17 protein-coding genes are annotated in these 18949 nt (G+C 75.9%); 14 read left to right on the plus strand and 3 right to left on the minus strand.

Annotated elements, in window-relative coordinates; translation table 11 throughout:
• The first annotated feature begins 49 nt into the window (after positions 1 to 49).
• From H1D33_RS08165 to H1D33_RS08175, 3 genes are all read left to right on the plus strand, one after another.
• On the plus strand, positions 50 to 1006 hold the full coding sequence (locus H1D33_RS08165; RefSeq protein ID WP_181568651.1) for a DUF5715 family protein: 957 nt from the start codon (positions 50 to 52) through the stop codon (positions 1004 to 1006).
• A gap of 80 nt (positions 1007 to 1086) precedes the next feature.
• Positions 1087 to 1560 carry a DUF1203 domain-containing protein gene (locus H1D33_RS08170; protein ID WP_181568650.1) on the plus strand — a complete coding sequence of 158 codons (474 nt, stop codon included), beginning with the start codon at positions 1087 to 1089 and terminating at the stop codon, positions 1558 to 1560.
• A gap of 49 nt (positions 1561 to 1609) precedes the next feature.
• Positions 1610 to 2602, plus strand: coding sequence for a linear amide C-N hydrolase (locus H1D33_RS08175; protein ID WP_181568649.1), 993 nt, complete (start codon positions 1610 to 1612; stop codon positions 2600 to 2602).
• Here the strand turns inward: H1D33_RS08175 and H1D33_RS08180 are convergent.
• Together H1D33_RS08180 and H1D33_RS08185 are read right to left on the minus strand one after the other, a co-directional pair.
• Complete coding sequence (locus H1D33_RS08180) at positions 2599 to 3189, minus strand: HD domain-containing protein (protein ID WP_181568648.1); 591 nt, start codon at positions 3187 to 3189, stop codon at positions 2599 to 2601. The genes H1D33_RS08175 and H1D33_RS08180 overlap by 4 nt on opposite strands.
• Before the next feature lie 74 nt (positions 3190 to 3263).
• Entirely contained in the window at positions 3264 to 4700 is a 1437-nt protein-coding gene (locus H1D33_RS08185; RefSeq protein WP_414685533.1) for an LVIVD repeat-containing protein, read from the minus strand.
• 153 nt (positions 4701 to 4853) lie between these two features.
• Between H1D33_RS08185 and H1D33_RS08190 the strand changes: the two genes are divergently transcribed.
• The 5 genes from H1D33_RS08190 (at position 4854) to H1D33_RS08210 (ending at position 10889) form a co-directional block, all read left to right on the plus strand.
• Positions 4854 to 5567, plus strand: a complete 714-nt coding sequence (locus H1D33_RS08190; protein ID WP_181568646.1) for a DUF305 domain-containing protein — start codon at positions 4854 to 4856, stop codon at positions 5565 to 5567.
• 37 nt (positions 5568 to 5604) lie between these two features.
• The gene (locus tag H1D33_RS08195) at positions 5605 to 6828 is read left to right on the plus strand and encodes a sensor histidine kinase (protein ID WP_181568645.1); all 1224 of its coding nucleotides are present in this window, start codon (positions 5605 to 5607) and stop codon (positions 6826 to 6828) included.
• Positions 6825 to 7490: a response regulator gene (locus tag H1D33_RS08200; protein WP_181568644.1), complete on the plus strand. Its 666-nt coding sequence runs from the start codon at positions 6825 to 6827 to the stop codon at positions 7488 to 7490. Before H1D33_RS08195 ends, H1D33_RS08200 begins: the two co-directional genes overlap by 4 nt.
• A 148-nt stretch (positions 7491 to 7638) precedes the next feature.
• The gene (locus tag H1D33_RS08205; protein WP_181568643.1) at positions 7639 to 8403 is read left to right on the plus strand and encodes an ABC transporter ATP-binding protein; all 765 of its coding nucleotides are present in this window, start codon (positions 7639 to 7641) and stop codon (positions 8401 to 8403) included.
• Positions 8404 to 8408: 5 nt separating this feature from the next.
• Positions 8409 to 10889, plus strand: a complete 2481-nt coding sequence (locus H1D33_RS08210; RefSeq protein WP_181568642.1) for an ABC transporter permease — start codon at positions 8409 to 8411, stop codon at positions 10887 to 10889.
• A gap of 48 nt (positions 10890 to 10937) precedes the next feature.
• On the opposite strand, the gene H1D33_RS08215 is transcribed toward H1D33_RS08210, so the two are convergent.
• Entirely contained in the window at positions 10938 to 12335 is a 1398-nt protein-coding gene (locus H1D33_RS08215; RefSeq protein WP_181568641.1) for a serine/threonine-protein kinase, read from the minus strand.
• Positions 12336 to 12861: 526 nt separating this feature from the next.
• Here H1D33_RS08215 and H1D33_RS08220 point away from each other — a divergent pair.
• The 6 genes from H1D33_RS08220 to egtD all read left to right on the plus strand — a co-directional run bounded on the left by H1D33_RS08220 (position 12862) and on the right by egtD (position 18765).
• On the plus strand, positions 12862 to 13530 hold the full coding sequence (locus H1D33_RS08220) for an RNA polymerase sigma factor (RefSeq protein ID WP_181568640.1): 669 nt from the start codon (positions 12862 to 12864) through the stop codon (positions 13528 to 13530).
• A 16-nt stretch (positions 13531 to 13546) separates the two neighbouring features.
• Positions 13547 to 14287, plus strand: a complete 741-nt coding sequence (locus H1D33_RS08225) for a hypothetical protein (RefSeq protein ID WP_246411539.1) — start codon at positions 13547 to 13549, stop codon at positions 14285 to 14287.
• Positions 14288 to 14445: 158 nt separating this feature from the next.
• A complete protein-coding gene (egtA, locus tag H1D33_RS08230; RefSeq protein WP_181568639.1) occupies positions 14446 to 15681 on the plus strand; it encodes an ergothioneine biosynthesis glutamate--cysteine ligase EgtA in 1236 nt (411 codons plus the stop codon).
• Positions 15678 to 17000, plus strand: coding sequence for an ergothioneine biosynthesis protein EgtB (egtB, locus tag H1D33_RS08235; RefSeq protein WP_181568638.1), 1323 nt, complete (start codon positions 15678 to 15680; stop codon positions 16998 to 17000). Before egtA ends, egtB begins: the two co-directional genes overlap by 4 nt.
• 9 nt (positions 17001 to 17009) lie before the next feature.
• Positions 17010 to 17756, plus strand: coding sequence for an ergothioneine biosynthesis protein EgtC (egtC, locus tag H1D33_RS08240; RefSeq protein WP_181568637.1), 747 nt, complete (start codon positions 17010 to 17012; stop codon positions 17754 to 17756).
• 37 nt (positions 17757 to 17793) lie between these two features.
• Positions 17794 to 18765 carry an L-histidine N(alpha)-methyltransferase gene (gene egtD, locus H1D33_RS08245; RefSeq protein ID WP_181568636.1) on the plus strand — a complete coding sequence of 324 codons (972 nt, stop codon included), beginning with the start codon at positions 17794 to 17796 and terminating at the stop codon, positions 18763 to 18765.
• Positions 18766 to 18949 lie beyond the last annotated feature (184 nt).

Consider the following 18949-nt stretch of genomic DNA (forward strand, 5'->3'; position numbering starts at 1 on the left):
TGTGCGCAGACCCGACTACGCCGTGTCCTGCCGAGAGGGGGCGGAGACCATGCGAGTGCCCAACCGCAGCCCCGGTCGCCAGCCCGGTCCCGCCGTCGCGTCCACCACTCCCGCCCGCCGGCTGCCCTCCGCCGGCCGGCCCGCCGGCGACGCCGCACGCGGGCTGGGCGCCTACCGCGCCGCCGTGGCGGAGCTGCTGGTCGAGGTGGGCGCGCTGGCGGACGCGCCGTCGACCACCGCCCGGCAGGTGCTGCTCGACCAGCGGTTGCGCGAGCCGGCCATCGCCGCGGTGCTCGAGGCGACCCCGCAGGGCCTGGTCGGTGCCCGCGAGACGCTGCTGCTGGAGATGGCCCGTCACCAGCCCGCCGCCTCGGCGCCGGACCTGACCGCCCTGGTCCGCACCTATCTCCTCTCCCGGATCGACGTGCTGTGGTGGCGGGACAGCCCGGCCCTGCTCACCGACGACCAGGTGCGCGCCAGCATCGACCTGGTCGACCTGGAGTGGTTGCGGCGCCGGGGGCTGCTGGAGTTCCGCTACCGGGAGTTGCCGGCCACCGCGGTCGGGCGTGGCCTGCGGGCGGTCCGGCGACGGGTCCGCCCGGCTGCCGCCCCGGACACCGCGGGCCTGCTGATTCCCCGGGCCCGGCGCGAGATGATCGCGTTCCTCAACGACGTGGCCCGGGAGTTCGTCGCGGTCACCCGGCCCGGCACCCCGCCGCTCTGGGTGACCAGCCTGGTCCGCAGCGCCGAGCACCAGCACCGGCTGCGCCGGCTGGGCCGGGCCGCCGCGGTGCCCAGCGGGCACAGCCTGGGCTGGGCGGTCGACGTGGAGCTGGACTGGTACGAGCGGTTCGGCGCCCGCGCCGCCCTCGCCGGACTGCTGCTCGCCCGGCAGGACGCCGGTGAGATCAACGTGGTGGACGAGGGGCCGGCCTGGCATCTCTGCCTCGCGCCGGCCGCCCGCCGCCGGTTCCGCCGGGCGTACGAGGCCGAGATGGGTGTGTGACCCGGCGCGCGGGACGGCCGACGCAACGCCAGGTCCGATGACCGCCAGCGGTTCGCCGCGCGCCGCGTCAGGCTGGGATCGTGACCACGACGACCACCGCCTTCCTGATCCGTCCGCTGCCCGCCGAGACGCTGGCCGAGTTGCGCCGCACCGACCGCGACGCCGGCGGGCAGCCGCCGGAGCGGCACCGTGCCGGCGGCGGCGAGCCGTTGCGCTGCTGCCTGCGTGACGCCGAGCCGGGGGAGTCGCTGCTGCTCTTCGGGTACGCCCCGCCGCTGCCGCCCGGCCCGTACCGGGAGGTGGGTCCGGTCTTCGCGCACGAGCGGGACTGCCCTGGCCCGGCCGACGTCGCGACGTACCCGGCCGGCTGGCGGGGGCGGGCCCAGGTGTTGCGGGCGTACGACGGGCGTGGTCGCATCGTCGGCGGTCGACGCCACGACGGCGACGACCCGGAGGGGGTGATCGCGGACCTGTTCGCCGACCCGGCGGTGCGGGTGCTGCACAGCCGCAACGTGGTCTACGGCTGCTGGATGTTCGCCGTCGTCCGGAGCTGATCCGTTTCCTCGATGGACACCGCGCCTCGTCTCTTCTAGCGTCGCCGGTATGCGGAGGACCCTCGTCGCCACCGGGTTGGCACTGCTCCTGCTCGGCACCGCCTGCGGGGAGGGCCGCACGCCGGCCGCCCCGACGTCCGCCGGCACGCCGAGCGCGTCCCGGCAGGACCCGGGCCAGGTCGACCGGACGCTGGCCAGCCTGCGCAAGGTCGACGACCTGCCGCTGTACGAGATGACCTACGTCGGCGACTACGACCCGACCGCGGGGGTGGCCGGGAGCACCCCGCCGAGCCCGTTCGGGTGTTCGCTCTTCGCCGCCGTGGCCGACCGCGACCGTCCACTGTTCGCCCGAAACTTCGACTGGGACCGGAACCCGGCGCTGGTGCTGCGCACCGACCCGCCGGACGGGCACGCGTCGATCTCCCTGGTGGACATCTCCTACCTGGGGGTCACCGCGGACCCGACCGGTGACCGGCGGCTGCTCGACGCGCCGTTGCTGCCGTTCGACGGGATGAACGAGCGGGGCCTCGCGGTGGGGCTGGCCGCCGACGACGGCGCGCGGGCCGAGCCGGTGCCGGGGCGGCCGACCGTCGGCTCGGTGCGGATCCTGCGCCTGGTGCTCGACTCGGCGGCGACGGTGGACGAGGCGGTCGCCGTGTTCGGCCGGTACAACCTGGACTTCGACGGCGGGCCGCCGCTGCACTACCTGCTCGCGGACGCGACCGGCGCCTCCGCGGTGGTCGAGTTCGTCGACGGGACGTTGAAGGTGGACCGCCGGAAGGGTCCGTGGCAGGCGTTGACGAACGTGCCCGCGGTCGGGGTGCCCGAGCGGGACCTGCGCCGCGATCACCGGTACGGGGTGCTGGCGAAGGAGCTGGACCGCACCGGCGGCAAGGTCGACGCGGCCGGTGCGCTGCGGCTGCTCGACGCGGTGCGCCAACCGCACACCCGCTGGTCGGTGACGTACGGGCTGCGGACCGGCGAGGTGCGGGTGGTCACCGCGGGTGGCGGCGCCCGGGACTACCGGCTGCCGATGGCCTAGGCGACGGGGTGCCCGTGCCGGCGGGCGAGCGCGGCGAGGTCGGGCTCGCCGAACCGCTCGACCAGCGCCGCGAACCGGGTGACCTTGTCCGCTCCGAAACGCCCCACCGTGGCGGTGTAGCCGGCCACCGAGACGAAGGTGGGCGGGGTGGTCTTGCTGTGGAACTTGTCGGCGTACATGACCAGGTGTTCCTCGCCGGTGCGCGGCGTGTGGTCGGCGACCGGGAGCGGCAGGCGCTGCCGGAGCACGTCCTCGCGGGTGATCCCCACCCCGGTGTGCCGGGAGCAGAACCGGCCGAGCGTCTCGGGCAGGCCGGCGTCGCGCAGCAGCGCGTGCCCGAGCACTCCGTGCCGGACGTAGTTGCGCTGGTCCAGCCGCCCGTCGGCGTCGTACAGGCGGTAGACGCCGATGTCGTGCAGGAGGCAGCCGGCCCGCACCAGCGCGCGGTCGAGGCCGGCGTCGTGCCGGTCGAGCAGGTGCTCCGCGATCTCGCAGACGATCCGGCAGTGCGTCCAGACGAGCGCGAACGCCTCCGCCGTCGGCGCGTACCGCTCGTGCAGCGACCGGATCCGCTCGTCGGTCGGCACCGCCGCGCCCTCTCCACGGGCCGGGCCCGGCGCCCCCACGGGGGTGCCGGGCCCGGCCGGGCCACCTTCGGGGGTCACCAGCTCAGGTAACCCGCCTGGGTCTGCACGTTCAGCTCGGGCACCCGGATGAGCTGGGCCAGCCAGGTGCGCGGGTCACGCAGTTCCAGCACGTCCAGTCCCTTCTGGATGTCGCTGGAGTAGATGTGGCCGTTGTACCAGTAGGCCGACCAGGAGCCGCCGGTGCGCAGTTGGGCGGCGTCCAGCGGACCGCGTTCCCAGTAGGCGATCTCCTTGGGCTTGGCCGAGTCGGTGAAGTCCCACACCGAGATGCCACCCTGGTACCACGCCTGGACCATGATGTCGCGGCCCGGCACCGGGATCAGCGAGCCGTTGTGCGCCACGCAGTTCTCGGTGTCCGCGTTGACCCGCGGGATCTTGTAGTAGCTGCGGAACGCCAGCTTGCGGGCGTCGCCGCGGCCGGTGACGTCGTAGATGGCGTCAGCGCCACGGTCCGGCCCGACCACCTCGTTGCAGGTCGCCGCGCCGCCGCCGCCCAGCTCGTCGGTGAAGACGACCTTGGTGCCGGCGTTGTTGAACGTGGCCGAGTGCCAGAACGCGAAGTTCACCGAGTCGGTGACCCGTTCGATGACCCGCGGCGCTTCCCGGTCCTTGATGTCCAACAGGATGCCGTCGCCCATGCACGCGCCGGCGGCCAGGTCCTTCGACGGGTACGCGGTGATGTCGTGGCAGCCGGTGGTGGCGGACGTCTGGCCCGGGATGCCCGGGTAGCCGCCGTCCGGGAACAGGTTCGGGGTGGCGACCACCGAGGCGGTGGTGGGGTCCTTCACCGGCACCTTGACGATGGAGATCGAGTCGTGCGGCGGCTGGCAGTCCGGGAACTCGGCGCGCGGGCTGTACGAGGAGACGTACAGGTAGACGTTGCGCTTGTCCTTGCCCGGCACCAGCGTGTGGGTGTGCGAGCCGCACGCCGTCTCCACCGACTTGATGTAGCGCGGGTTGCGCTTGTCGCGGATGTCGAAGATCTTGATGCCCTCCCAGGACTCCTTCACCGACGCCGGCTGGGCGGTGCTGGCGCAGGAGTCGTCGCTGCGGGAGGAGTCGGTGGACAGGAACAGCAGGTTCCCGCTGATCGAGATGTCGTTCTGCGAGCCGGGGCAGAGCACCTGCGACACGATCGTCGGCCGGCTCGGGCGCGACACGTCGTAGATGACGAAGCCCTCGTAGTTGCCGACGAACGCGTACCGGCCCTGGAAGGCCATGTCGGTGCCGAGGGCGGTCGTGGTGTCGAACGGGGCCTGCTTCGGCAGGTTGGCCACCTGGCGCAGGTTGGGGCTGCTGGAGATCTCGTCGACTCCGGGGACGGCGCTGTCCACGGTGGCCGGCCCGGCCTGGGCGCGGGGGATCTCCTGGGCGCTGCTCGGCGGCGCGGCGATCACGCCGGCGAGCAGCAGGCCGGTGGCGGCGAGGCTGACGGTCCGGACACGGGACATGCGGATGTTGATCATCGGCAACACCCTTCGAAAGGGGATGATGATTCGGCACACCTTACCGATTGGTGACCGTCATCAATGTGACCCCGGTCACATCCGGGAACTTTCGTCTATGGATAGGATCGCTGTCACCTCGACCGGAGGGAGGGCCGTATGACCGGTCGACCGGCACGTGCGTGGCTTCGCGTCACAGCCCTGGCCGCGCTCCTGGCGATCGGCGGCCCGGCGCTGGCCGGCTGCGACGACGATCGCCGCCCGGCGGGTGACGAGCCCGGTCCGACCGCCGCCCCGGCCGCCCCGGCCGTCCCGAGCCCCACCGGCGCCGTCTCGGCGCCGCCGGTGCTCGTCCCCGGCCGCCCCGGTGAGCCGGCGGCCACCCGCGCCGGCGGGCAGGTCCGCGACGCGGCGAAGCCCCGCTACAACGGCCTCGACGTCTGGTACGTCCGGATGATGATCCCGCACCACGAGCAGGCCCTGGAGATGGCGACGCTCGCCCCGGACCGGGCCGCCGACCCCCGGGTACGCGCCGTCGCCGACCGCATCCGGGCCGCCCAGGGGCCGGAGGTCGGCGTGCTGCGTGCCTGGCTCGGCACCCGCGACCTGCCCGCCGAGGTCGCCGGGCACGACCACGCCACCATGCGCGGGATGCAGTCCGCCGAGGCGATGCGACAACTCTCCGACGCGCGCGGCGCGGCGTTCGACCAGCTCTTCGTGCGGATGATGACCGCCCACCACGAGGGCGCCGTGGTGATGTCCAGCGACCTGCTCAAGGTCGGCGTCGACCAGACCCTGCAGGAGTTCGCCACCGGCGTGGCCGTCGAGCAGTCCGCCGAGATCACCCGGATGCGCGCCCTCGTCACCCCCTGACCGGGCCCAGGAGACACCGGTCACCCCCGTACGCTGGGTGACCGTGGACCGCCTGATCCTCGGCCGCCCGTTGCGCGGCGTCGCGTTCGACGCCGCCGTCTCCGGGCTGGTCGCCGTCTTCGCCGTGCTCGGCCTGCTGGCCGAGCAGGGCGGCCTGCCGGCGTTCGCGGTCGGCGTGGCGATGGCGGCGGCGCTGTTCTTCCGGCGCACCCACCCGTCCGCGGTCGCCGTCGCGGTGGCCGCGCTGGCGCTGGTCCAGGTGATCGTCGGCTGGGGTCCGCTCGGCTACGACATCGGCGTGCTGATCGCGCTCTACAGCGTGGTCAAGTACGCCGCCCGGTCGCGCGACGGCATCCTGGCCGGCGTCGGCGCCGCGATCGGCGTGCTGCTCTCCGCGCTCTCCTGGCCCGGGCCGTCGCCCTGGTGGGCCGGCGCGCTCTACTACGGCCTGGTCACCGGCGCGGTGTGGCTGGTCGGGCTGAACGTGCGCACCCGCCGCCTCTACGTGCTCAGCCTGGAGGAACGCGCCGCGACGGCGGACCGGGAGCGGGAGGCGGAGTCCCGCGCGGCGGTCGCCGAGGAACGCACCCGCATCGCCCGCGAGCTGCACGACGTGGTCGCGCACAGCCTGGCCGTGATGATCGTGCAGGCCGACGGCGTGCGGTTCACGCTCGACCGCGACCCCGCCACCGCGCGGGAGGCGGCCAAGGTGGTGGCCGACACCGGCCGGCAGGCGCTGGAGGAGATGCGGCGGCTGGTCGGCGTGCTCCGGGAGCCCAGCCGGCCGGACCCGGTCGCGGTGGCCGACGAGCCCGCCGGTGAGCCGGCGCACCGGCGGCCCGCGCTGGTGGAGCTGCCCGCGTTGCTCGACCGGTTCCGGGCCGCCGGGCTGCGCGTCGACCGCGGCGGCGCCGGCGACCCGGTGGCGCTGCCGCCCGGTCTGGAGCTGACCGTCTACCGGGTGGCGCAGGAGAGCCTGACCAACGCGCTCAAGCACGCCGGGGTGGGCGCGGCGGTCGAGGTGACGCTCGACTGGGGCGCCGACGCCGTCGCGATCCGGGTCGTCGACGACGGTCGCGGCCGACCGCTGGTGCGCCCGGCGCCGTCCGGCGGGCACGGCCTCGTCGGCATGCGGGAGCGGGTCGGGGTGTACGACGGCGAGCTGACCGCCGGGCCCACGCTGGCCGGCGGCTGGCGGGTCGAGGCGCGCCTGCCGCTGCCCACGGCGGCCGGCGCCGAGGAAGGGAGCGTGGCCGCGTGACCGTACGGGTGATGATCGTCGACGACCAGGCGCTGGTGCGCGCCGGCTTCCGGATGGTGCTCGACTCGCAACCCGACCTCGCCGTGGTCGGCGAGGCGATCGACGGCGCGGACGCGCTGCGGGTGCTGGACCGGGTCGAGGCCGACGTGGTGGTGATGGACCTGCGCATGCCCACCATGGACGGGGTGGAGGCGACCCGGCGGATCTGCGCCCGCACGGCCGGCGCGCGACCACGGGTGCTGGTGCTGACCACGTTCGACACCGAGGCCGACGCGTTCGCCGCGCTGCGCGCCGGGGCGAGCGGCTTCCTGCTCAAGAACGTGCCACCGGAGGAGTTGCTCGCCGCGATCCGGGTGGTCGCCGAGGGCGACTCGGTGGTGGCCCCGTCGATCACCCGACGACTGCTCGACCGGTTCGCCGGGCAGCTCGGCCCGACGCCGGCCGAGGACCCCCGGCTGGCCCAGCTCACCGAGCGGGAGCGGGAGGTGCTGCTGCTGGTGGCGCAGGGGCTGTCCAACGCCGAGATCGCCGCCCGGGTGCACGTGGCGGAGGCGACCGTGAAGACCCACGTCGGGCGGATCCTGGCCAAGCTCCAGCTCCGCGACCGCGTCCAGGCCGTGGTGCTGGCGTACGAGAGCGGACTGGTCACCCCCGGCGGCTGAGCCCGCGTACGCCGCAGGTCGTACGGGTCCGCCCGGTGGGGGACGACCGGGGGAGTACCCACGTCGAGCGCGCAGGTGGAGACCCGCGGCCGGGTGCCGGCCATAGCGTCGGAAGGGTCACCAGACCACCTCCGACGGGAGCTCCACAGTGTCCGCCACCCCGACCACCGGCGTCGCCCTCGCCGCCCGCGACCTGCGCCGGGAGTACGGCGTCGGGCAGTCGCGCGTCGTCGCCCTCGACGGCGTCGACCTCGACCTGGCCGCCGCCCGGTTCACCGCCGTCATGGGCCCGTCCGGCTCCGGCAAGTCCACCCTGCTGCACTGCCTCGCCGGTCTCGACCGGCCGTCGGCCGGCGCGGTGCGCATCGGCGAGGCGGACCTGGCCGGGCTGGACGACCGCCGGCTCACCCGGCTGCGCCGGGACCGGATCGGCTTCGTCTTCCAGAAGTTCAACCTGCTGCCCACCCTGACCGCCGAGGAGAACATCGTCCTCCCGCTGGCCATCGCCGGCCGGCGGCCCGACCCGGCCTGGCTGCGGCAGGTGGTGGCCGGCGTCGGGCTGACCGACCGCCTCGGTCACCGGCCGGCCGAGCTGAGCGGCGGCCAGCAGCAGCGGGTCGCGGTGGCCCGCGCGCTGGTCACCCGCCCCTGGGTGGTCTTCGCCGACGAGCCGACCGGCAACCTCGACTCCCACGCCGGCGCGGAGGTGCTGCGGCTGCTGCGCGAGGCGGTGGACACCCTCGGCCGGACCGTCGTCATGGTCACCCACGATCCGGTGGCCGCCGCGTACGCCGACCGGGTGGTCTTCCTGGCCGACGGCCGGCTGGTCGACGAGGTGCACCGGCCGACCACCGGCCAGGTCCGCGACGTGCTCGGCCGGCTCGACCCGGCCGCGGCCGGAACGCGGCGGTGACCGGGATGCTGCGCCTGACCCTGCGCCAGATCCGCGCCGACGGCCTGCGCCTGCTGCTCTCCTCGCTGGCGATCGTGCTCGGCGTCGCGTTCGTCGCCGGCACCCTGATGTTCACCGACGGCATGCGGGCCGGCGCGTACGAGCGGGCCGGCACGTTCGACAGGCACACCGACCTGGCCGCGTACGCCGGTGCCACGCCCCTGTCGCCGACGCTGGTCGACCGGGTGCGCGCGACCGACGGGGTGGCCGCCGCCGCCGGGGAGCTGACCGGCTCCGCCGGCGTGGTCGGCGCTGACGGCCGGCCCGTGCTCGGGTACGCGGTCCTCGCCGCGATCCCCACCGACGAGGCCCTGCAGTCCTACGACGTGGTCGCCGGACGGCTCCCGCAGCGCCCGGGCGAGGTGGTGCTGGACGAGCGGACCGTCGCCGAGCAGCGCTTCGCCGTCGGGCGCCCGGTGTCGGTCGGAGGCGCCGCCGACGCGGCCCGGTCGTACACGCTGGTGGGCGCCGTCGACGTGGCCGGCACCGCCCGCGACGTCGGCGGGCCGTTCATCGGCCTGGCCGGCGCGGACGCCCTCGCCGTCAGCGGCGAGCGCGGGTACGGGCGGATCATGGTGGCGGCGCGGCCAGGCGTGGACGGCGCGGCGCTCGCCGAGCGGGTACGGGCCGTCGTGGGGCCGGGCGTCACGGTGCGCGACCGGGCCGCCATCCTCGACGCGGCGGTCGCCGACGCGGTGCGTGACCTGCGGCAGTTCGAGCTGATGCTGGGCACGTTCGCCGCGGTGGCGGTGGTGGTGGCCGGCTTCGTCATCGCCAACACCTTCGCCATCGTGCTGGCCCAGCGGTCCCGGCGCACCGCGCTGCTGCGGCTGGTCGGGGCGACCCGCGGCCAGATCCATCGGGCCACCCTGGTCGAGGCGGCGCTGACCGGCCTGGCCGCCTCCGCGGTCGGCGTGCTGGTGGGGACGGCGCTGGCCGCCGCGCTCGGCGCGCTGCTGGGTGGCGTCGGGGCGCCGGCCGCGGGCGGGGTGACGGTGACCGTCCGGACCGTGCTGCTCTCGCTCGCGTTGGGCACGGTGCTCACCGTGGGCGCCGCCGCGCTGCCGGCCTGGCAGGGCACCCGGATCGCGCCGGTGGCCGCGTTGACCGACGCGGCGACGCGTCCCGTCCGCCCGGCCGGACGGGTCCGGCTCGCCGTCGGCGCGCTGGCCCTCGCCGCCGGGGCGGCGTCGTTGTGGGGGGCCGGCGCCACCGGCCAGGTGCCGCTGGTGGCGGCCGGCGGGCTGCTCGCCTTCGGCGGGGTGGTGGCGTTCGGTCCGGTGCTGGTGCCGGCGCTGGTCCGGGTGCTCGGCGCGCCGGCCCGTGCGCTGTTCGGCGCCCCGGCCGCGCTGGCGGTGGCGAACGCGGTACGCAATCCGCGCCGCGTCGCGGCCACCGCCACGGCCATGGTGATCGGGATCGGGCTGGTCTCGTCGTTCGTGGTCGGCGCGGGCAGCGTCAAGGCCGGCATCGAGCGCACGGTGGACGCGAAGGTGGGGGTGGACTTCCTGGTCACCGGCATCGGCGGGGACCTGCCCGCGCCGCTCGCCGCGGAGCTGGCCGCCCGTCCCGAGCTGGGCGTGGTGCACGAGCAGCGCAGCCGGGTGACCGGCGGCGTCGAGGTGCGCGCCGCGCATCCGGCGCTGGTCGGGCGCACGCTGTCCGGGGTGGACGCCGGCGACCCGGGAGCGCTGGGGTCGGGCGGGGTGCTGGTGCACCGTGAGCTGGCCGCCGCCCGGGGCTGGACCGTGGGCGACGCGGTGACCGTCGCCGGCCGGCCGTTCCGGGTCGCGGCCGTGGTGGCCGACGACCGGCCTGCCCTGGGCGGCGGCCGGGTGCCGCCGGGGTTCGTGGTGGAGATGGCGGACGCCGACTTCGGCCGGCTCTTTCCCGCCGAGCGCGGCCACCTGGCCGAGGTGGACCCGGCCGACGGGGTGAGCGCGGACGCCGCCCGGGTCGCGGTCGAGTCGGTGATCGTCCGCTATCCCACGGTCAACCTGCTGGACCAGGCCGCCTACAAGAGGATGCTCACCGGCACCGTCGACCTGGTGCTGGGCTTCGTCACGGCGCTGCTCGGCCTGGCCGTGGTCATCTCGCTGGTGGGGGTCGCCAACACGCTCAGCCTGTCGGTGGTGGAACGCACCCGGGAGAACGCGGTGCTGCGCGCGGTCGGCCTGAGCCGGGCCGGGATGCGGGCGGTGCTCGCGGTCGAGGCGGTGCTCACCGCGCTGGTCGGCACGCTGATCGGCGTCGCCCTGGGCATCGGGGTCGCGGCCGGCGCGATGGCGGTGGTCGCCCGCGTCGGCGGCGAGTTCACGCTGGTGCTGCCCTGGGGGCGGCTCGGTCTGATCGTCGGGGTGACGGTGCTCGCCGCGCTGCTCGCCTCGATCCTGCCGGCGCGGCGCGCGCTGGCCCGGCCGGTGGTGGCGTCGCTCGGCGCGGACTGACCCGGGTCCGGCCCGGTCCCGCGCGAAGCGGGACCGGGCCGGGCGCGATCAGGGCCGGGAGACCGGCTGGCCTCCGGTGTCGCCGCCACCGTCGCCGCCGGCCGGGGGCGTCGTGGTCGTGGTGGTCTCGGTCGGCGCGGTGGTCTGGGCCGGGGCCGAGGTGGTCGTCGGCGCGCTGCTCGGCGCGCTCGGCGCGGTGGACGGGGTGCGGGACGGGCTCGGCTGCACCGATCCGCTCGGCGAGGTGCTCGGCGACACCGAGGTCGAGGCCGAGGGCCGGCCGCTCGACCCGGCCGGACGCCAGTTGTTGTCGTCGACGCTGGTCGGCGGCTCGCCGGTGACCGCGGTGTCGGCGACCGAGTTGCTCGGCGCCACCGCCGGCTTGGTGGAGTCGATCTGGGTGGCGGGCGCCTCGGCGTCCTTGGCCGCGGCCAGCATCGCGCCCAGCGCGGTCATCGCCACCAGCACCGCGCCCAGCGCGCCGACCAGCGCGCCGCGTCGACCCCGACGACGGGGGGCCGGGGCGGCGGCCGCCGACCGCACCACCGGCTGGTCGCCGCGGGTCGGCGCCGGAGCGGCCGCGCCGCGCAGCGCCGCGGGCACCGTGGCGGTGGGCGACACGGAGCGCGCCGCCCGGGCGGCGTCGGCCATCGCCGCGGCGCTCGGGTAGCGGTCGGCCGGGTCCTTGGCCAGGGCCCGGGCCACCAGCTCACGGACCGGGGCGGGGATCTCCGCCGGCAGCTCCGGCGGCTCGTCGTCGAGATGACGCACGGCGACCTGGAGCGGGTTGTCGCCGGTGAACGGCGGGCTGCCGGTGAGGCAGCAGTAGGCGACCGCGCCGAGCGCGTACACGTCGGTGGCGCCCGAGACCGGCCGGCCGGCGGCCTGCTCGGGTGCCATGTAGAGGGCGGTGCCGGGCACCGCGTTCGTGCTGGTGATGCTGGTGACGTTGGTCGAGCGGGCGACCCCGAAGTCGACCAGGACCACGGTGCCGTCGTCCTGCACGAGCAGGTTGCTCGGCTTCACGTCGCGGTGGACGATGCCCCGGCCGTGCGCCCCGTGCAGCGCCTGCGCGGTCTGGGCCACGATCGACATGGTCTCGGCGACCTCGAGCTGCCCGGCCTCCTCGATCCGCCGGGACAGCGGTTCCCCGTCGACGAACTCCATGACCAGGTAGTCGGCGTGGCTGCCGTCGGGCAGGTCGTCCTCGCCGCAGTCGAAGACCTGGACCACGCCGGGGTGGCGCAGCGAGGCCATGATCCGTGCCTCGGAGCGGAACCGGGCGATGAAGTCGGGGTCGGAGACCAGCGCGGGCAGGAGCACCTTCACCGCCACCTGACGGCCGAGCACCAGGTCCTTGGCACGCCAGACGTCGCCCATGCCGCCGGTGGCGACACGGTCTTCCAGGCGGTACCGACCGCTGAGTACGACGTCGGAGGTGAGCATCCCCATACCGTACCCACAGCGGTCCGGAAGTATTTCCGGCGATCTCTCCGGTCGCGACCGGCGAGCGGTTGCGGGCCGCTCGGCCGAACGGCCGAGGGCCGGGCGGCCGGTGGGCTGACCGTAACCGGCCGGGTACGATGGGCCAGATAATGCCGGCGTCCCGGCGGATGTCCGCTTCGTCGGCGGAGATCCACCCCGCTTGTGACGGGTTGAAGCGCCCGCGTGGTGTCCTTCGTTACACCGACACGCCGAGAGCGCGGGTAGATATTTCTCTCGCTTTTCCGCCGGTCCGTGCCCTGTCGACCGTCTGTTCACCCCTCGCCGGTCGGCCGGGCTCCCGGTCGTCCCACCACGCCGGTACGGTATGTCCCGCCCCGGCCGTGCCGGCGGCGATGTCCATTGGCGCGCCGGTCCCGTCGGGCCGGCGCCGATCAGCTCAGCGGGGGGCCGGGATGCGGATGGCGGTGTGGTCTCCCGCGTCGGCGGACCGACGGCCCGAGACCTCGGCCCGCCGCGGGCGGCGACCGTGACCGGGGATCTGAACGAGGCGGTCGCCGCGGCGCAGGCCGGTGACGAGGAGGCGTTCCGGTTCCTCTACCGCAGCCTGCAACCGGCCCTGTTGCGCTACCTGACCGCGCTGGTGGGCGGCGACGCCGAGGACGTGGCCTCGGAGACCTGGCTGCAGATATCCCGGGACCTGCCCTCGTTCACCGGCGGCGAGTTCCGCGCCTGGTCGGTCACCATCGCCCGGAACCGGGCCATGGACCACCTCCGCCGGCAACGGCGGCGGCCGGTGGTCCCGGTGCCCGTGCAGGCTCTCACCGACCTGGCGGCGGACACCGACACCGCCGACCGCGCCGGTGAGGCCATCGGCACCGAGAGCGCGCTGGCGCTGATCCGCACGCTGCCACCGGCCGAGGCCGAGGCGGTGATGCTGCGGGCCGTCATCGGCCTCGACGCGGAGACCGCCGGGCGGGTGCTGGGCCGGCGAGCCGGCGCGGTGCGCACCGCGGCGCACCGCGGGCTGCGCCGGCTGGCGGCGATGCTGGAACGCGCCGCGGAGGGTGCGCCGGGCGCCGCCACCGAGCACGCGCCGGGCGCGGTCGGGCCGGAGACCCGCGACGGCGTGCCGCCCCGGCCCCGCACCGACCGCCCGGCGCCGCACGCGCCCGAGGCCGAGCCGGCGGAGGGCTGACGTGAGGGGAAACGGCATGAACTCTCCCGGGCCCGCCGACCGGGCCGAGTCCGACCGGCGCCTGGACGCCGCGCGCGCCGCCCCGCCGGCCGGCGCCGACGCGCTGACCCGGCTGCTCGCCGCCGCGGCGGCGCCGCCCACCGGGCACGATCTCGACGGTGAGGAGCGGGCGCTGGCCGCCTTCCGGGCCGCCCGCGCGGCTCCCGCGCCGGCACCCGCCCGCGTCCCGCGCCGCCGCCTGCGACTCGCCGCCGCGTTCTCCGGCCTCGCCGCCACCGCGGTCGCCGGGGTGGCGTTCGCCGCCGTGCGGCTGGACCGGAACCCGGAGCCGGTGGTCCCACCGGTGTCCACCACCGCCGGCACCGGCCCGACCGGCGCCGGACCGTCGCGCCCGGCGCCCAGCGGCCCGGGCGGCCAGGCGTCCGGCGCGGCGCCGTCGCCGACCCCGCCGTCGACCTCCCCGCCGACGTCCGCCCCGCCGCCCGGGGGGCGTCCGGCCCCGCCGCCGGTCGACGGCAAGCTCGCCGGCCAGTGCCGCGCCTACCTGGCCAAGCCGGAACGGCAACGGGCCAAGGCCCTGACCACGCCGGGCTTCGCCGACCTGGTGGCCGCCGCCGGGGGCGCCGAGAAGGTGGAGGACTACTGCCGGGGGACGGATCCGACGCCGGCGGCGCCGACCCCGCACGACCCGAAGCCGAAGAAGTCGCCGGGCGACGAGGCGCGCAAGCCCGGACCCGGCGACGAGACCGACGACTGAGCCGTCCGGCGCCACCAGATTCCGGACAAAAATTCATCTCTCCGGGCGCGCGAATTCCGTCTGCTAGACAGAGGATGGTGGGACGCGCGGACCCGGGCCGTCCCGGCCGGGTCGTGGGCGACGCCGTGGTCGCCCGTCTGGGCGAGAGGAGCCGTCACGTGGTGATGTCGCCGGAGCTGGACCGGGCCACCGTCCTGGGGGACGAGGCCGCCGCCCGCGGGCACCTGGCCCGCATCTGCTTCAAGACCGGCCCACCGAGGCTCACCGGCGTCGAACTGGAATGGACCCTGCACGACGCCGCGGACCCGACCCGACCGGTCGACCGCGAGCGACTGCGCGAGGCGTTGGGCCGGCACAGCCCGGTCACCCTCGACCCCACCAGCCCGGCCGACGAGCTCCGGCACGGCGGCGCCGTGACCGTGGAGCCCGGCGGGCAGGTGGAGATCTCCGCCCCACCGCGACCGTCGGTCGGCGCGCTCGTCCTGGCCACCGAGGCCGACGTCGACGAGCTGCGGACCCTGCTGGACGCCGCCGGCCTCGCCCTGGGCGGCACCGGGATGGACCCGTGGCGCGCGCCGCGGCCGGTCGTCGACACCCCGCGCTACCGGGCCATGCGCCGCGTCTTCGACCGGCGGGGCCCGGCCGGACGGGCCATGATGTACAGCACCGCCGGGCTCCAGGTCTGCCTGGACGCCGGCGAGCCGGACCGGCTGGCGCACCGGTGGGCCGCCGCGCACGCCGTCGGGCCACCGCTGCTCGCCGCGTTCGCCACCGCCGACCGGCACGCCGGCCGGCCCACCGGTTGGGCGTCCGCCCGGATGGCCGCCTGGCTGGCGATCGACCCGGCCCGCACCCGCCCGGTGTGGTCGCCGGCCGGCGCCGACCACGACCCGGTGACCGCCTGGACCGGCTACGCGCTCGCCGCGCCGCTGCTCTGCGTACGCGGCGACGGCCCCGACTGGACGCCGCCGGAGGGCGTGACGTTCGCCGACTGGCTGGCCGGGGCTCTGCCCCGCCCGCCCACCAGCGACGACCTGGACTACCACGTCAGTACGCTCTTCCCACCGGTCCGCCCGCGCGGCTACCTGGAACTGCGCTACCTGGACGCCCAGCCGGGCGGGGAGTGGACCGTGCCGGTGGCGGTGCTGGCCGCGCTCTTCGCCGACCCGTCGACCACCCGCGACGCGCTTGACGCCGCCGCTCCGGTCGCCGACCGCTGGCACGCGGCGGCCCGGCGCGGGCTGGCCGAGCGTCCGCTGGCGACCGCCGCGGCGGCCCTGTTCGACCTGGCGCTGGCCGCCCTGCCCGCGCTGGACCTGCCGGCCGGCACCCACGACGAGATCCACCGATCGATCCGGCGGCGCCGCGCCGCCGCGGAGAGGGGACACCGGTGACCACCACCGAGCAGCCGGGTACGGACGCCGAGCGGCTACGCGCCCGGATCGCGGCGGAGCTGGAGCGCACCCGCGCCCGCACCGCGTCACTGACCGACGCGGTCGACGACACCGACCTGGTCCGGCAGCACTCCACCCTGATGTCGCCGCTGGTCTGGGACCTGGCGCACGTCGGCAACCAGGAGGAGTTGTGGCTGGTGCGCGACGTCGGCGGGCGGGAGCCGGTCCGCCGCGACATCGACGACCTCTACGACGCGTTCAAGCAGCCCCGCAGGGACCGGCCGTCGCTGCCGCTGCTGCCGCCGGCCGAGGCCCGCGCGTACGTGCACACCGTGCGGGACAAGGTGTACGACCTGCTGGACGGCATCCGCTTCACCGAGCGTCGGCTGGTGCACGACGGCTTCGCGTTCGGCATGATCGTGCAGCACGAGCAGCAGCACGACGAGACCATGCTCGCCACTCACCAGTTGCGCGCCGGTGAGCCGGTGCTGGCCGCCCCGCCGCCGCCCGAGCCCGCCGCCGCGGTCGCCGGCGAGGTGCGGGTGCCCGCCGGGCCGTTCACCATGGGCACCTCCACCGACCCGTGGGCGCTGGACAACGAACGCCCGGCGCACACCGTGGACCTGCCCGCCTATCTGATCGACGCCGCCCCGGTGACCAACGGCGACTACCGGGCCTTCATCGCCGACGGCGGCTACGAGCGGTCCCGGCTGTGGAGCGAGGCCGGTTGGCGGCACCGGGTCGAGGCCGGGCTGAGCGCGCCGCTGCACTGGCGGCGCGACGGTGACGGCTGGGCGTACCGGCGGTTCGGCCGCTGGTCGCCGGTGCGCGACGACGAGCCGGTGGTGCACGTCTGCTGGTACGAGGCGCAGGCGTACGCGGCGTGGGCCGGCAAGCGGCTGCCCACCGAGGCGGAGTGGGAGAAGGCGGCCCGTTGGGACCCGGCGACCGGCCGGTCCCGCCGCTACCCGTGGGGCGACGAGGACCCGACCGACGCGCACGCCAACCTGGGGCAGCGCCACTTGTGGCCGGCGCCGGTGGGCGCGTACCCGGCCGGCGCCTCGCCGCTGGGTGTGCACCAGTTGATCGGCGACGTGTGGGAGTGGACCGCCGACACGTTCCGCGGGCATCCGGGCTTCACCGCGTTCCCCTACCGGGAATACTCGGAGGTCTTCTTCGGCGACGACCACCGGGTGCTGCGCGGCGGCTCGTTCGGCACCGACCGGTCGGCGTGCCGGGGCACGTTCCGCAACTGGGACTACCCGATCCGCCGGCAGATCTTCAGCGGCTTCCGCTGCGCCCGCGACGTCGGGGAGTGAACCGGCCCGATGTGCCGTCACCTCGCCTATCTCGGTCCACCGGTCACCCTGCGGAGCCTGCTGCACGACCCGCCGTACGGGCTGCTGCGGCAGTCCTGGGCGCCGCGCGACATGCGTGGCGGCGGCACCATCAACGCCGACGGCTTCGGGGTCGGCTGGTATCCCGACGGCGGGGACCCGGTCCGCTACCGGCGGGCCCAGCCGATGTGGAGCGACACCACGCTGCCCGAGCTGGCCGCGGTCACGTCCGCCCCGGCGGTGCTGGCCGCCGTGCGTTCGGCGACGGTGGGCATGCCGCTGCACGAGACCGCCGCCGCGCCGTTCGTCGAGGGGCGCTGGCTGTTCAGCCACAACGGCGTGGTCCGCGGCTGGCCGGACAGCCTGGTCCCGCTCGCCGCCGGGCTGCCGGTCCGCGACCTGCTCACCCTGGAGGTGCCGACCGACTCGGCGGTGCTCTGGGCGCTGGTCCGGCACCGGTTGCGCGCCGGCGCGCCGCCCGGGGAGGCGGTGGCCGACACGGTCGCGCGGGTCGCCGCCGCCGCGCCCGGTTCGCGGCTGAACCTGCTGCTCACCGACGGCACGACGGTGGCGGCGAGCGTGGCCGGGCACGCGCTGTCGGTGCGGCGCGGTCCCGGTTCGGTGCTGCTGGCCTCCGAGCCGTCCGACGACGATCCCGCCTGGCAGCCGGTGCCGGACGGGCGGCTGGTGCTGGCCACCGCCGCCGGGCTGGACGTCCGCGAGCTGACCACCGCCTGACCCATCCGATCCACCCGCACAGCAGAGAGGACAGTCGATGAGCGCGGAGCCGCTGGAGATCCACCTGGAGGAGCAGGACCTGGACCGGGCGCTGCGGGAGGACGTACGGGTCGGGTTGACCGCGTCGCCGAAGTGGTTGCCGCCGAAGTGGTTCTACGACGCCCGGGGCAGCGAGCTGTTCGAGGAGATCACCCGCCTGCCGGAGTACTACCCGACCCGGGCCGAGCGGGCGGTGCTCGCCGCGCACGCCGACGACGTCGCGGCGCTGACCGGGGCGAAGACGCTGATCGAGCTGGGTTCGGGCTCGTCGGAGAAGACCCGGCTGCTGCTGGACGCGTTCACCCGCCACGGCGACCTCGGCACCTTCGTGCCGCTGGACGTCTCGATCAGCGCGCTGCGCGCCTCGACCGCGCAGATCGCCGCCGCGTACCCGGGGCTGCGGGTGCGGGGCATCGTGGGTGACTTCACCCGCCACCTGGACCGGCTGCCCACCGGCGGCCGGCGGCTGGTGGCGTTCCTCGGCGGCACGATCGGCAACCTGCTGCCGGCGGAGCGGGCCGGGTTCCTCGCCGCCACCCGCGCGGCGCTGGAGGCCGGCGACTGGCTGCTGGTCGGCACCGACCTGGTGAAGGACCCGGGCGTGATCGTCCCCGCCTACGACGACGCGGCCGGGGTGACCGCCGAGTTCAACCGCAACGTGTTGCGGGTGGTCAACCGGGAGCTGGGCGCGGACTTCGACGTCGACGCGTTCCGCCACGTGGCGGTCTGGGACGCGGAACGGGAGTGGATCGAGATGCGGCTGCGCGCCGCGCGTCCGGCCCGGGTGCGGGTGGCGGCGCTGGACCTCGACGTCGCGTTCGCGGCCGGTGAGGAGCTGCGGACCGAGGTCTCGGCCAAGTTCCGGCCGGCCGGGATCGCCGCCGAGCTGGCCGGGGCCGGGTTCTCCCGCCGGGCGTTCTGGACCGACCCGGACGGCCGGTTCGGGGTGAGCCTGGCCCGCGCCGACTGAGGCGGGGTGGCCCCGGCCACACCCGGCGGGCGGGTCCGGCGGTGATCGGCTAGGCTGGTCGGCGCGAAGGGGAGTAGCCCCCAATGTCGTGGTCGACACACTGGTGCGTTCCGCATCCGGCCACGCGGCCCCGGTCCCCGGGGCGGGCGAGACCTTCGACTCAGGCTGTCGCAGCCGGGTCGAG

Origin of the sequence: Micromonospora ferruginea (genome assembly GCF_013694245.2) — a bacterium.
Classification (GTDB): Bacteria; Actinomycetota; Actinomycetes; order Mycobacteriales; family Micromonosporaceae; genus Micromonospora; species Micromonospora robiginosa.